At 63.9% G+C, this 13700-nt stretch carries 12 protein-coding genes; 5 read left to right on the top strand and 7 right to left on the bottom strand.

Features of this window, described 5'->3' with window-relative positions; translation table 11 throughout:
* Positions 1-87: 87 nt before the first annotated feature.
* A complete protein-coding gene (locus ETQ85_RS20335; protein WP_148580913.1) occupies positions 88-627 on the top strand; it encodes a DUF2062 domain-containing protein in 540 nt (179 codons plus the stop codon).
* Positions 624-1718 (top strand): potassium channel family protein, encoded by a 1095-nt coding sequence (locus ETQ85_RS20340; RefSeq protein WP_246128842.1) that lies wholly within the window; start codon positions 624-626, stop codon positions 1716-1718. Before ETQ85_RS20335 ends, ETQ85_RS20340 begins: the two co-directional genes overlap by 4 nt.
* A gap of 7 nt (positions 1719-1725) precedes the next feature.
* Here ETQ85_RS20340 and ETQ85_RS20345 read toward each other — a convergent pair whose 3' ends face one another.
* The 5 genes from ETQ85_RS20345 to ETQ85_RS20365 all read right to left on the bottom strand — a co-directional run bounded on the left by ETQ85_RS20345 (position 1726) and on the right by ETQ85_RS20365 (position 8735).
* Positions 1726-3747 (bottom strand): methyl-accepting chemotaxis protein, encoded by a 2022-nt coding sequence (locus ETQ85_RS20345; RefSeq protein WP_148580914.1) that lies wholly within the window; start codon positions 3745-3747, stop codon positions 1726-1728.
* A 57-nt stretch (positions 3748-3804) separates the two neighbouring features.
* Entirely contained in the window at positions 3805-5826 is a 2022-nt protein-coding gene (locus ETQ85_RS20350) for a methyl-accepting chemotaxis protein (protein WP_148580915.1), read from the bottom strand.
* A 140-nt stretch (positions 5827-5966) separates the two neighbouring features.
* On the bottom strand, positions 5967-6665 hold the full coding sequence (gene lolD / locus ETQ85_RS20355; RefSeq protein ID WP_148580916.1) for a lipoprotein-releasing ABC transporter ATP-binding protein LolD: 699 nt from the start codon (positions 6663-6665) through the stop codon (positions 5967-5969).
* Positions 6658-7911, bottom strand: coding sequence for a lipoprotein-releasing ABC transporter permease subunit (locus tag ETQ85_RS20360; RefSeq protein ID WP_148580917.1), 1254 nt, complete (start codon positions 7909-7911; stop codon positions 6658-6660). Before ETQ85_RS20360 ends, lolD begins: the two co-directional genes overlap by 8 nt.
* Positions 7912-8021: 110 nt before the next feature.
* Entirely contained in the window at positions 8022-8735 is a 714-nt protein-coding gene (locus ETQ85_RS20365) for a YiaD family glycine zipper/OmpA-like lipoprotein (protein WP_148580918.1), read from the bottom strand.
* Positions 8736-8861: 126 nt separating this feature from the next.
* Between ETQ85_RS20365 and ETQ85_RS20370 the strand changes: the two genes are divergently transcribed.
* The 3 genes from ETQ85_RS20370 (at position 8862) to recJ (ending at position 13236) form a co-directional block, all read left to right on the top strand.
* Complete coding sequence (locus tag ETQ85_RS20370; protein ID WP_187394795.1) at positions 8862-10427, top strand: SH3 domain-containing protein; 1566 nt, start codon at positions 8862-8864, stop codon at positions 10425-10427.
* 86 nt (positions 10428-10513) lie between these two features.
* On the top strand, positions 10514-11548 hold the full coding sequence (locus tag ETQ85_RS20375) for a hypothetical protein (protein WP_148580920.1): 1035 nt from the start codon (positions 10514-10516) through the stop codon (positions 11546-11548).
* Positions 11545-13236 (top strand): single-stranded-DNA-specific exonuclease RecJ, encoded by a 1692-nt coding sequence (recJ, locus tag ETQ85_RS20380; protein WP_148580921.1) that lies wholly within the window; start codon positions 11545-11547, stop codon positions 13234-13236. Before ETQ85_RS20375 ends, recJ begins: the two co-directional genes overlap by 4 nt.
* A 66-nt stretch (positions 13237-13302) precedes the next feature.
* On the opposite strand, the gene ETQ85_RS20385 is transcribed toward recJ, so the two are convergent.
* Positions 13303-13494: a hypothetical protein gene (locus ETQ85_RS20385; RefSeq protein WP_148580922.1), complete on the bottom strand. Its 192-nt coding sequence runs from the start codon at positions 13492-13494 to the stop codon at positions 13303-13305.
* Positions 13495-13513: 19 nt separating this feature from the next.
* A partial coding sequence (locus tag ETQ85_RS26640) for a hypothetical protein (protein WP_222862226.1) occupies positions 13514-13700 on the bottom strand: 187 nt, incomplete at its 5' end.

The raw sequence follows: 13700 nt of genomic DNA on the forward strand, positions 1-13700 counted from the left end.
CTGAAGCGCCGAAAACACCAAGCGGCAGGGGCTCGGTTAGAATCCCCGTGAAGATACGGGTCTTTACCCGACAAGTCCGCCAACACCATGCGACGATTGCTCAAGCGCCATCTGCCGGACCACGAGTCGCTCGCCACCAACCGCTGGCTGGCCCCTTTCGGCTCGACCCTGCTTCACCCGCGCCTGTGGCACCTCAACCGGCACTCGGCGGCCGGTGCGGTTGCCGTCGGCTTTTTCTGCGGCCTGATTCCAGGGCCCTTTCAGATGCTGGGGGCAGCCATCTGCTGCGTGCTCTTGCGGGTCAACCTGCCCCTGGCCCTGCTCACCACGCTGTACACCAATCCCTTCACCATCGTGCCGCTCTACATCCTGGCCTTCGCCATGGGGGAATGGATTCTCGGCAATGGCGGCAGACCTTTCACCGCACCGCCCGAATGGGGACCGGCAGGCCTGGGGAGCTGGATCGAAGCCCTGATCCAATGGATGGCCGGACTCGGCCGCCCGCTCGCCCTCGGACTCATCCTCCTCGGCGCCAGCCTGTCATTGCTCGGCTACCTGCTGACCCGCATCGCCTGGCGGGCGTACCTGATTCACCACTGGAACAAACGCCGGTCCCGTCACACTTGAAAATCACAACCATCATCCCGTGGCTGCGCAGCCTCCTCCGACGGCGGAGGCGGCAGACAGGGACGCCCCGCGGACGCAGCAGCCAACTCCCGCGCATCCTGCTGCGGATTTACTTCGCGGCCGGCTTTCTGCTCGTGCTGATGCTTGTCGGCACCGTCGGCTTCTACATGGCCGGCGGCGACAAGGCTGATTTTTCCGACGCTTTCTACATGACCATCATCACCATCACCACCGTCGGCTACGGCGAGGTGGTGCAGATCGACGGCTTTGCTGAGCGGCTGTTTGCCGGCCTGATTGCCCTGGCCGGCTTCGGCGCGGTGACATTTCTGTTCACCAGCCTCACGGTTTTCTTTCTCGAGAGCGATCTCGATTACTCGCTGCGGAGACGACGCATGGAAAAACAGATTCGCAAGCTTCACGGCCATTACATCGTCTGTGGATTCGGCCGGGTCGGACGCAACGTGGCCAACGAACTGACCACCACCCACCGCCATTTCGTCGCCATTGATGCCGACGAAGCGGTTATGGAAGCCCACCGGGAACGCCTGCCGGGCCTCGTTTATCTGAATGGTGACGCCAGTGACGACGATCTGCTGATCGCCGCCGGCATTGAGGACGCCCATGGCGTTTTCGCCGTCACCGGCGACGACAGCCGCAACCTGATGATCGTCTTCACCGCCAAGCAACTCAACCCGAACATCCGTATCGTGGCCCGCTGCCATGAGGTGCGCAACACGGAAAAGCTGCGCAAGGCTGGCGCCGACAGCGTGATCTCGCCCGACTTCACCGGCGGCATGCGCATCGCCTCCAGCATGATCCGGCCGCACGTGGTGTCGTTTCTGGACGAAATGCTGCGCTCGGAACACAAGCTGCGTCTGGAGGAAGTGCTGGTGCCGCTACGTTTCGAACCCCGGGCGCTGGAGACCCTGTGCCTGCGCAGCCCAAACTACGTGATGCTGGCAGTGCGCCGGGGCGGCGACTTCGTTTTCAACCCGCCGAAGGAATTCATGCTTGAACCTGGCCAGCACGTGATCGCCATGGCCTCGCCCCTCGGACGGCAGGAGCTCGAAGGCGCGCTCCTGCCCGAGTAACAAAGGTTCAGATGCGGAAGCGCTCCACTTCGCCCTGGAGCTGATGGGCCAACGTCTGCAACTCCCGGGCCGTGCCGGCCGTATCCCGCACGGCCGCCGAATTGCGTTCGGCCATCTGGGCAATGTGTTCGACACTACGGGCAATCTCGGTGCTCGCCGCCCCCTGTTCGCGCAAGGCAGACGAAATATCCGCCACCGCCAGCGCCACATCGCCAGCGCCCCTGCTCAACAACTCCATGGACGATCCGGCCCGGGTCGCCAGCAGTACACCGCTCTCGACCCGCTTCACACCATCCTCCATCGTCCCGACGGCCCGTGTCGTACCCCCCTGGATTGACGCCACCATGCTGGTGATCTCGTCGGTGGCCTTGCCGGTACGTTCCGCCAGCTTGCGCACCTCATCGGCTACCACCGCAAAACCCCGACCGGTCTCGCCGGCCCGCGCAGCTTCGATGGCGGCATTAAGCGCCAGCAGGTTCGTCTGATCGGCAATTTCCTTGATCGAATTGACCATCATCGAGATGTGCGACGATTGTTCGCCCAGCTCCCGAATCACCCTGGCCGCTTCATTGACCGTCCCGGCGATGAGCTTCATTTCCGACACGGTCTGCGCCACCACGCTCCCCCCGTCGGCCGACAGCCGCCCCGACTCGGAGGAAGCGCCCTCCGCCGCGGCCGCGCTGTTCGCAATTTCGTCCACGCCGACCGTCATTTCCTCTACCGCCGCCGCCATGCTCGATGCTGCCTCGCTCTGGGCTTCCGAACCCCGCGACACTTCGGCGGCCGACTCAGCCAGGGAGATGGCCGAGCGCGACACGTCATGCGCACTGCTCTGCACGCGGCGGATCACATCGGAGAAAGACTGGGCCATTTCGTTGAACTGGTTGGCCACCTCCTTCAGTTCGTCCGATGCACTGAAACGGATGCGCGTACCCAGATTGCCCGAAGCCAGGCCGGCCGCACCTTCACGCAACTCCCTGACCGACCCAAGCACCGAGAGGTACATGCCGATTCCGATGTAAACCAGCACCAGCATGACGCCAACCGCCACGACGATATTGGTCAGAAAACGCTGCTTGAGCACCCTGGCCCGTTCCGCCAGCAGCCTTTCGGTTTCGGGAAGTATCTCGGAAAAGGTCCGGGCATAGACCATATCGATAACGCGGGTCGTCATCGCCAGGTAAGCCTCCGAAGGCATCTCGAAGTCATCCTTGAGGACATGGTTGCGCAGTTGATCGACGATCTTGCCGGTTTCCACTTCCAGTTCGCCCGCAAGCCTGTCAAGGGACGGCTTGAGGCGCGGATCCAGCGCAGCCGAACGGGAAAAGTTTTCCTTGATGTCGGCCATCGCCGTGTGCAGATCGCCCATCTGGGCGCTGATGTCGAAGCGGCGCTGCTCGTCCATCGCCTTGGCGGCCAGCGCGCCGGTGCCGAGGGCACGAAGCCGCCCGAGGCGTTCCGTCACGGTGGGAATACGGCGAACGATGTTGTCGAGCAAATAATAGGAATCGGGGGAAGGATCAAGGGCCAGCTCCCCGGCATCGCCCAGATCGTGCAGAACGACCGTCTGCTGGGCGATGAGTCGCGTATGCGCCGCGATATTGTCTGCCGCCTTCATTCCGGAACCCCCGGAACGCAGGGCCTCCCAGGCGCCCTTGGTCTCCTGCCAGCGCTGGCGATGATCGGCCTCGACCAGCACCGAGAGAGCTTCATCGGCCTGCTTCATCGCGGCGACCAGCTCTTCACTTTTCTTCGACAGGGCCGGCCCCATCGCCTCGTTGCCGCTCAATACCGCGGATGACAGCCCGCGATGCTGCTGGGTAAGCTGGATCACCGACAGGACTTTCGGGACGCGATTGATCGCATCGAGCTCGTTTTCGGTCGTCGTGAGACTGGTTTTGAGAGAGCCCGCCAACTGGACGAGCAAGGCCAGCATGATCAGAAAGGAGATCGCCCCCACAAGGCCGAACTTGGCCGGGTAGCGCATCTTGTTGAGCAGCCCTATAGCCGGGACAAAAATGATATTCATGGCAACTCCAGCAAACCAGGAAGCAAAAACCGGAAGCCTGAGCTTCCGGTTTGACTGTCAGATACGGAAATGGGCGACTTCTGCCCTCAATTGCTGGGCCAGGCTCTCAAGGCGATGGGCGGTATCTGCCGTATCCCTGACCGCCGCCGAGTTCTGCTCGGCCATGCGGGCGATGTGCTCGACATTGCGGGCAATATCCGTGCTCGCCGCCCCCTGTTCGCGCAAGGCGGCAGAAATATCAGTGACGGCGTTGACGACCTGGCTGGCTCCTGCCCGGATCTGGTCCATGGAGGCACCGGCCTTGCCGGCCAGTACCACCCCTTCCTGGACCCGCGTCACCCCATCGTGCATGGTATCCACCGCACGGCTCGTCCCCTTCTGGATGGACGCCACCATGCCGGTAATCTCGTCGGTAGCCTTGGCGGTTCTTTCTGCCAGTTTGCGCACCTCGTCGGCCACCACCGCAAAGCCCCGCCCGGTCTCGCCCGCCCGGGCGGCCTCGATGGCTGCGTTGAGGGCCAGCAGGTTGGTCTGGTCGGCAATCTCCTTGATGGAATTCACGATGGTCGATATGCGTGCCGACTGGTCACCCAGATCCTGGATCACCGCAGCCGACTCGCGCACCGAACCGGCGATGCGCTCCATCTCCACCACGGTCTGTTCGACGACCGCCGCCCCCTCGGCCGACAACTTGCCGGACTCGGACGAAATGCCCTCGGCGGAGGACGCACTGCTGGCAATTTCCTCGATGCCAACGGTCATTTCCTCGACTGCCGCGGCCATGTTCGAAGCCGCCGCGCTCTGCTGGTCGGACCCATTCGACACCTGGGATGCGGCACTGGCAAGGGAAACCGCCGAACTGGCCACACCATTGGCCCCGTTTTGCACTTTGCCGATCACATCAGCAAAGGACTGGGCCATTTCATTGAACTGATCGGCCACCTTGCGGAGTTCATCCTGGGCAGAAAAGTCGATGCGCGAACGCAAATTGCCGGCGGCCAGCTCCCGTGCCCCCGCCCGCAGTTCATTGACGGACTGCATCACCGCCAGGCAGAAGGCAACGGACAAGTACAGCAGCAGTAGCAGGGCGACTCCGGTGAACACTGCAGCCAGGGTGAACGCCTGCTTCAAACTGGACAGCCTGGCGTCGAGCAGACGCGTCGTTTCGGGAATGAGCTCCTGATACGTCTTGCTGAAAACCATGCTGATGGTCTGGGTGACCATATCGAAATAGACCGGTGGGGCCATCTCGAAATCACCTTTCAGGACATGCTCCTGGAGCACCTCAACGACCTTCGAAGTCCCCGCGTTGAACTCCTTGCCGAGCTTGTCGAGGGATGCCCCGACCCGGGGATTCGCAATGGCGGCACGGTCGAAGTTCTCGTTGAGATCGGTCACCGCCATGTTCAGCTCACCGAGCTGGGAGCTGATATCGAAACGGCGCTGATCATCGACGGCCTTGGCGGCCAGGGCGCCCGTTCCCATGGCCCGCAGACGGCCGAGACGCTCGGACACATCCGGCACCCGGCGCACCGTGTTGTCGATCAGGTAATAAGTGTCGGCGGACGGATCGAGAGTGAGGTTGCCGTCATCCCCCAAATCGTGCAGGGCCAAAGTGGCCTTACGGATAAGCGCCGTGTGGGCGACAAGATTGTCGCGCGGCTTCATGCCCAGGCCGCCGGAGCGCAGCGCCTCCCAGCCGGCATCCACCTCGTTCCAGCGCTTCTTCGCCGACGGCGTGGCACCGGTGGTCAGGATTTCGTCTGCCACCTTCATCGCCGCAACCAGTTCTTCGGTTTTCTTCTGCAGCCGGGGACGCAACTCCTCGTTGCCGTTCAGCACCCCGGAAGACAGGCCCCGGTGCTGCTGGGCAAGTTCGATCACCTTCAGGAGCGTTGGCACCCTCTGGATGGAGTCGAGTTCCTTCTCTGCGAAAATGATGCTGGAGCGCAGCGAGAGGGTCAGCTGGACAAGGAGAAAACCGATCACCAGGAAAGCGATCAGGCCGAGGAGCATAAACTTGGCCGGATAACGCATGCGGTTAAGCATCGCAACGGCCGGGGCGAACAGGACTTTCATGATTTCTCCGACAAGGGCTGGGTCGTTTATCTACGCCACGTGTCAGCCCTTATCGGCTTGCCTGCCGGTGAACTTGAGACAGCCTGATTGCCCGGCAGCATGCATAAGCACCTTATAAACAAGGCACTTTCTGTTCTGGATCAATGCTCCTGATCCAGAATTCCGTCCCTCAAATGAAGTATCCGGCTGGCCCGGGCAGCCAGTTGCAGATCGTGCGTCACGATCACAAAACTGGTTCCCTGCTCCTCCGCCAGCTCCAGCATGAGGGCAAAGACCTTCTCGGCGGTATGACGATCCAGGTTGCCGGTGGGTTCATCGGCCAGCACGCAGGCCGGCCGGGTGACCAGCGCCCGGGCGATGGCCGCCCGCTGGCGCTCGCCACCGGAAAGCTCGCCCGGCGTATGGTCCAGCCGGTGCCCCAGACCGACAGCGGCAAGCGTCTCGGCAGCCCGGGCCAGGGCCTCGTCCTTCTTCATGCGCCGCACGAAAAGGGGCATGGCCACGTTTTCAAGGGCCGAGAATTCCGCCAGCAAGTGGTGAAACTGATAGACGAAACCGAGCGACTGGTTGCGCAGCGCGCCACGCTCGGCGTCCGAGATCGTCGAAAAATCCTTCCCGAGCAGCTTCACCTCACCCGCCGAGGGCACATCCAGCCCGCCCAGCAGATGCAGCAACGTGCTCTTGCCGGAGCCCGAAGTGCCCACCACCGCCACCCGTTCGCCCCGGGCGACGGACAGGGACACACCGGACAAGACCTCAAGGGCCTCCGCCCCTTCACGGAAGGACTTGGACAAGCCACGGCACTCGATCACCGTTCCGTTCATCACAGCATTACTCATAACGCAGGGCCTCCGCCGGATTGAGACGGGACGCCCGCCAGCTCGGATAAAGCGTCGCCACCAGGGTCAGCACGAAAGACACAGCAGTGATCGTGATCACGTCCGACCACAACAGCTCGGACGGCAGGTCGGAGATGTAATACACGTCCTTGGCCAGAAACTGGATACCGAAGGCCCGCTCAATGGCCGGCACCACCACGTCGATATTCAGCGCCAGCGTGACGCCGCCAAGCACCCCGATGGCCAGCCCGATGAAGCCGATCAGCGCCCCCTGAATCACGAAAATTTTCATGATCGATCCAGGACTCGCCCCAAGGGTGCGCAGGATGGCGATGTCCGCCTGTTTATCCTGCACCGCCATGACCAGCGTCGACACGATATTGAAGGCCGCCACTGCCACGATCAGCAGCAGGATGATGAACATCACGTTCTTCTCGATCTGCACGGCGCGGAAGAAGTTGGCATGGCTACGCGTCCAGTCGGAAATCAGCGTATCCGCATCCACGTACTGCATCAGCTCACGGGCAACCCGCGGTGCCGCGAAGAGATCGTCGAGTTTGAGACGCACCCCCGAAACCCGGTCCTCCATGCGGTACAGGGTCTGGGCGTCCTGCAAATGGATCAGGGCCAGGCTGGAGTCATACTCGAACATTCCCACCTCGAAGATCCCCACCACCCGGAACTGCTTGAGCCGCGGCAGGATCGCCGCCGGCGTCACCAGGCCCTGAGGGGCGATCAAGGTCACCTTTTCGCCCATCGACACCCGCAAGGCCCGCGCCAGATCGGCGCCCAGCACGACACCGAAACCGCCAGCCTGCAGATCCTCCAGCTTGCCGGCGCGCATGTGCTGCGAAAAATCCGCCACCTTGTCTTCAGCATCCGGCAGCACCCCGCGGATCAGCGTGCCGCGCACGGTCTGATCAAAGGACAACATGCCCTGGGCCTGCACGAAGGGCGCCACCGCCTTGACCCGCGGATGCTTGGCAGCGTCGTCGGCAACCCGCTGCCAGTTGCCCAGCTCGCCGTCGAAGCCGCTCACCTGCACATGCGAAGCGACCCCGAGAATGCGCGTACGCAATTCACGCTGGAAGCCGTTCATCACGGACAGCACGACGATCAGCGCCGCCACCCCCAGCGCAATGCCGAGCATGGACACCAGGGAGATGAAGGAAATGAAGCGATTACGGCCCTGCGCACGCCGCTTGGAGCGGGTATAGCGCAGGCCGACCAGAAATTCATAGGACATCAGCAGGAAAACCGGAAACGCCGGGACCCGGCGCAGCCGCGCATTGTGCCGGAGAAGGCCGGGGCTGGGTATCCCGCCGGAGTCCCAATTCTGTAAGCGAAAACGACGACCTAGCCCTGGATCGGCCGCAGGACAACCTCAACCCGACGGTTCGTCGCGCGCCCTGCCTGGGTCTTGTTGTCGCCGATGCTCTGGTCGTCGGCCATGCCGATGGCCGACAGGCGCGATGCCGGCACACCCTTCTGGGCCAGGTAGTCCGACACCGCACGGGCCCGGTCAGCCGACAACTTGACGTTCAAGTCGCGCGCGCCCACGTTATCCGTGTGCCCGCACACCGTCACCGCGGTCTTGTCGAACTTGACGAGCGGGTTGACCAGTCGGTCAAGGCCCTGCCTGGCCTGTGCCGACAGGGCAGACTTGCCTGACGCAAACAGAATGCCTTCAGGCAACGTCAGGATGATCACATCACCGGAACGGGCCATATTGATGCCCGAGCCGGCGAGATCGCGCTTGAGCACTTCCTGCTGCTGATCCATATAGGCACCGACGCCCGCCCCCACCAGCCCGCCAACAGCAGCACCCGCAGCAACGTTCTTGACGTGGCCACGTCCGGCGGCCGCACCCACTAACGCACCCACACCGGCGCCGATCGCCGCGCCGGAAAGCGTATTGTTTGTCTGGGTGGTGGCCTGCAGGCCACAGCCCACCTGTCCGCCGGCAACCGGAGCGCCGACACCCCCTTGCCCGGGTGTTGCACAGCCCGACAATACCAACGCAGCCGACGTGATCAGCGCTACAACTGCACGTACATTCGTCTTTTTCATGGTGCTCACCAACTAGTTTGGGAAAAACGGAAGAATGGGATCATTCAATACCAAGAGATCCTTAACGAACAACCCTGTCCAAAACCTGAATATTAGAAACTATCCGACACCATGAACAGAAACGCCATGACATACCGGCTTTTTCCGGCAGTGTTCCTGCTGGCAAGCGCAGTCGCAACGGCGGCAGGCACAGCCACCGTCACCCAGCCCGAGAAACTGCGGGAACAACCCGGCAGCAGTTCATGGAGCATCATGGAGCTGCACCGCCGCACCACTGTTCGTGTGCTCGAAACCCGGCGAGACTGGGTCCAGGTCGAAGCGGATGGCAATCGACGCGGCTGGGTGCGCGAACAAAGCCTGAGCATGGACGCCCCGACACAGAATGCCTTCGCCAGTCCAACCCGCCAGCCCGTCGGCACCGACCTGCCGCCAGTGCCCCGCACCGCCCCCCGCGCCAGCAACCACGCCCTGCTCCTGTCACTCGGCAGCGCCGCCCCCGCCAGCCGGCAGGACGCCACTCACGCCGCCGCCATCGCCCGTCTGATGGGAGTCCCGGACGCCAACATCCGTCAACCGGCCCAGGCCGAGCTCACCCTGGACGGGCTGCGCAAAGCCCTGGTCGATCTGGATGCCCGGATGGGAGACAGGGATCGTGCCTTCATCCATGTATCCGGTAACAGCACCCGCCTGCGTGAAGCCGGCCGCTGCAGCACCGGATTCACGCTCCCCACCAGCAAGGACGTGCTCACCGCCACGGAACTTGCCGCCCATGTGCGCAGCCTTGCCCACAGGGCTGACAAGCTGGTGCTCCTGATCGACACCCGAGCCGGCGCCGGCGCTTGCCAGGCATCCGAAGACACCGTCACGCACAGCCTGAACGAAGGCAAGAGCCGAAACATCCTCTATCTTGGCGCCACACAGGAAGCGTCCACCACCCCGGCCAACAGCCAGGGCGGACTTTTCACCCAGGCTCTCCTCGCCTGCCTTGATGGCCGCGCCACACTCAGCGCAGCAGCCGGCATGCCCACCGGCAGGGAACTCGTCGACTGCACCCGGACAACGCTCGCCAACCATCCCGGCGCTCGCCCGCTTGTCACCCTCGCCGGCAACGGCAACCTGATCCCGGCCCCGGTGATGCCACGTGGCGACGCGATCAGCCCTCACGCACTGCTCACGGCCCTGCATGCCCAGCGGGACGAGCGGCGCCAGATCAGCGTGAATGGTCTGCGGACGAACTACCGTGCAGGAGGCAAGCCGATGCGCTTCACCCTCACCAGCAGCCAGCCCGGCTACCTTCACGTTGTGGCGGCCAGCAACGACGGCTTCACCCTGCTGTATCCCAACCAGATCGACCCCCTCGGTCGCATCGAGCGCACGCTCACCGTCACCCTGCCCGCCCAGGACAATCAGACCCGCCCGGCCCCCCGCGCCAGCCAAAGCAAAGCCACCCTGCTGTTCCTGGTTACCGACGGCCCGCGCAATTTTTTCCGCGCTGGCCTGAGTCGCGCTGGAGCCTTTGCCGCCGCCCCGGCCGACGCACGCACCCTGCGCGACCTGCCGCTGGAAATCCTCGGAGGCGACAACAGCCCCACCTGCACGCGCAGCGAAACCCGCAACCTCGGCCCGAGCCAGCTCCTCCTGTGCTCCACCAGCTTTGGCTCGGCACTGCAGGAGATCACCGAAACGCCCTGACCTGAACAGCCCTCCGCCGGGTGCATGCTAGACTCGCCACTGGTATTCCGCTCCTGGCATCCCGCACCTGTTTACCCGGCACATTCATGCAGTTTCACCTCGTTGTTCCCGGCCTGGCCTGGCCCACTGCGGCCTTCGGCAAGTTGCCCGCGGCGCCCCCCCTGACAGCACTTCCGGTCCTGCTCGGCCATGCCAGCCACGCCTGGCGTCCCGCCGTGGCCCTCGAAACCTGGCTGGCCGGGGAGTTCGGTCTGAACGGGGGCCATACGCCCTATGCCCACCTGCGTCGTCTCGGCGAAGCCACCAACACGCCAAAAGACGTCCACTGGCTGTGCTGCGACCCGGTGCACCTGCACTTCTCCCGCGACCGCCTGCTCCTCGCCGATGCCAGCAGCCTCGCCATCACCCGCGCGGAAGCCGACATTCTGATGACCGGCATCAACGAGACCTTCGCCGACATCGGCCGCTTTGAAGCGCCGACAGCGGATCGTTGGTACGTCGCCCTGCCCGACGAACCGAAGCCCTTTTTCCATCCGATTGCCGACGTCAGCGGACGCCCGGTGCAGTTGTTCATGCCCGAAGGCGACGAGGTCGCCCGCTGGGCGCGCCTCTCCAACGAACTTGAGGTGTGGCTCTACAACCACCCGGTGAATGCCGCCCGCCAAGAAGCCGGCCAGCGCACCATCAACGGCGTATGGCTGTGGGGCGCCGGCCCCCGGGATGCACCTGCCCACACGCCGGCCAGCCACATCCAGGCAGACCAGCCCTTCGCCCGCGGCCTGGCCCGCCACGCCGGCATCGAGGTACAGGCCGCCGACCGTTACCGGGAGCAGCCCGGCACAACACTGGCCATCGTCGACAGCCTCCAGCGCCCGGCCCTGCACATGGACAGCGCCGCCTGGCTGGCCGCTATCGAAGAACTCGACACAAATTGGTTTGCCCCCCTGTTGGCGGCCCTGAAAGCCAAACAAATCAGCAAGCTGCGCATCAGCGCCCCCGGCGACAAGCATTTCCTGCACATCGAGGTTTCCGCCTCGGGACTGTGGAAGTTCTGGCGCAAGCCCCGGCCCCTCGACACCCTGCTCGCCAGCGCGCCAGCACCCAATCCGCAAAATCCATGACCCGCATCCTGCCTCGTCCGGTACCCATCCGCGCCGTCACGCGCCTGCTCGAAGCCGGCACGCACCCGCTCCTCGCCCGCATCTACGCTGCCCGCGGCATCGAAAACCGGGAAGAACTCGACTACAGCCTGAAGTCCCTGCTGCCGCCGACCCAGCTCAAAGGCGTGCGCGAAGCCGCCGAAATTCTCGCCGACGCCATCGAAGCCGGCGCGCGGATGATCATCGTGGCCGACTACGACTGCGACGGCGCCACCGCCTGCGCAGTGGGCATCCGCGCCCTGCGCGCCTTTGGCGCCGACGTGGGCTACCTGGTGCCGAACCGCTTCGAATACGGCTACGGCCTGACCCCGGCCATCGTCGAACTGGCCGCAAAAATGGAGCCGGACCTGCTGATCACCGTGGACAACGGCATCGCCAGCGTTGAAGGTGTTGCGGCCGCGCGGGAGCACGGCATCGCCACCGTCATCACCGACCACCACCTGCCGGGCGACGAACTGCCCGAAGCCGACGTGATCGTGAACCCCAACCAGCCCGGCTGCGCCTTTCCGAGCAAAGCCCTGGCCGGCGTCGGCGTCATGTTCTACACCATGCTCGCCCTGCGTGCCGAGCTGCGCGAACGGGGTGCCTTCGAGGGCAAGACCGAGCCGAATCTGGCCGAACTCCTCGACCTCGTCGCATTGGGTACCGTCGCCGACGTGGTCAAGCTCGACCACAACAACCGCATCCTGGTGTCGCAAGGCCTCCAGCGCATGCGCGCCGACCGCATGCAACCCGGCATTCGCGCCCTGTTTGCCGCAGCCGGGCGTGACGCGGCCCGCGCCACCACCTTCGACATGGGCTTCGCCCTCGGCCCGCGCCTCAACGCCGCCGGCCGCCTGGCCGACATGTCCCTCGGTATCGAATGCCTGATCACCGACGACATCAGCCGGGCGCTCAACATCGCCCAGGAACTCGACAAGCTCAACCGCGAACGCCGTGCCATCGAAGCCGACATGCAGGAAGGCGCGATGGCCGAGCTTGACGGTATCGACCCGGGCACCCGCTCCACGCTCACGCTGTTCGAGGCCGAATGGCATCAGGGCGTCATCGGCATCCTCGCCGGGCGCATCAAGGAGAAATTCCACCGCCCGACCATCGCCTTCGCCCGCGGCAACGAGGGCGAGCTGAAGGGCTCCGGCCGCTCGATTCCCGGCCTGCACCTGCGCGACGCCCTCGATCTGGTCACCAAGCAGGCGCCGGATCTGATCCTGAAGTTTGGCGGCCATGCCATGGCTGCCGGACTGACCATCCGCGAAAACGACCTGGCGCGTTTCCAGGCCCTGTTCGAAAGCGTCGTCCACGGCCTGATCGACCCCGCCGACCTGACCCGCAATCTCGAAACCGACGGTGCGCTCGAAGATAGCCTCTACAGCCTGGAAACCGCCCGCCTGCTGGAGCGGGAAATCTGGGGTCAGGGTTTCGCTGCGCCGGTCTTCGACGACACCTTCCGGGTCGAGAATCAGCGCATCCTGAAGGACAAACACCTCAAGCTGCAGTTGCGCAAAGGCAGTACCCGCATCGACGCCATCCAGTTCAATCATGCCGCTCAGGCCGGCCCGTCGATTCACGCGGCCTTCCGGCTGGCGGTCAATGAATACAACGGGGTATCGAGCATTCAGCTGATGCTGGAGCATTTCGAAACGGCGTAAAAAAACCCCGCAGGCAGGGCTTGCGGGGTTTCTACAATTCTTGTGGGCAGCTCGCTGGGAGCGGCCTCAGTCGGGTTTCGTTGCCGGGCTATCAGCCCCGGACGGTGCAGGCGCCTCATCATCACCGGCCGGCTGGCCGTCGGCTGCGTCATCGGACGCGCCCCTGTCGTCATGCTTGCGCATACGTTTTTCTTCCGCCTTGCGCTTCTTTTCAAGCTCTCGCTGACGCTTTTCGAATGAATAATTGGTCTTGGCCAAGAGCACCTTCCAGTCAAATCTAAAAACAAAGCAAAGCACTCGCAGGCGGATGTGCCGCAGGGTTTGCCTTAAAAAACCGGAAATTTACCGGCCCGCCGATACCGACAGGCCGGGGTCGATGATCAGTAGCGGTTGCCGCCACCACCACCGTAGCCACCGCCACCACCGCTGCCGCCGCCAGGACCACGACGACCGCCACCGCCGCC

The organism is Zoogloea oleivorans (assembly GCF_008107625.1).
Lineage (GTDB): Bacteria > Pseudomonadota > Gammaproteobacteria > Burkholderiales > Rhodocyclaceae > Zoogloea > Zoogloea oleivorans.

What these genes read in the sequence shown, in the direction of transcription:
- ETQ85_RS20350 (WP_148580915.1), bottom strand. Translation starts at nt 5,826, where the DNA reads ATGAAAGTCCTGTTCGCCCCGGCCGTTGCGATGCTTAACCGCATGCGT.
- ETQ85_RS20335 (WP_148580913.1), top strand. Translation starts at nt 88, where the DNA reads ATGCGACGATTGCTCAAGCGCCATCTGCCGGACCACGAGTCGCTCGCC.
- ETQ85_RS20370 (WP_187394795.1), top strand. Translation starts at nt 8,862, where the DNA reads ATGACATACCGGCTTTTTCCGGCAGTGTTCCTGCTGGCAAGCGCAGTC.
- ETQ85_RS20360 (WP_148580917.1), bottom strand. Translation starts at nt 7,911, where the DNA reads ATGTCCTATGAATTTCTGGTCGGCCTGCGCTATACCCGCTCCAAGCGG.
- recJ (WP_148580921.1), top strand. Translation starts at nt 11,545, where the DNA reads ATGACCCGCATCCTGCCTCGTCCGGTACCCATCCGCGCCGTCACGCGC.
- ETQ85_RS20375 (WP_148580920.1), top strand. Translation starts at nt 10,514, where the DNA reads ATGCAGTTTCACCTCGTTGTTCCCGGCCTGGCCTGGCCCACTGCGGCC.
- ETQ85_RS20365 (WP_148580918.1), bottom strand. Translation starts at nt 8,735, where the DNA reads ATGAAAAAGACGAATGTACGTGCAGTTGTAGCGCTGATCACGTCGGCT.
- ETQ85_RS20345 (WP_148580914.1), bottom strand. Translation starts at nt 3,747, where the DNA reads ATGAATATCATTTTTGTCCCGGCTATAGGGCTGCTCAACAAGATGCGC.
- lolD (WP_148580916.1), bottom strand. Translation starts at nt 6,665, where the DNA reads ATGAGTAATGCTGTGATGAACGGAACGGTGATCGAGTGCCGTGGCTTG.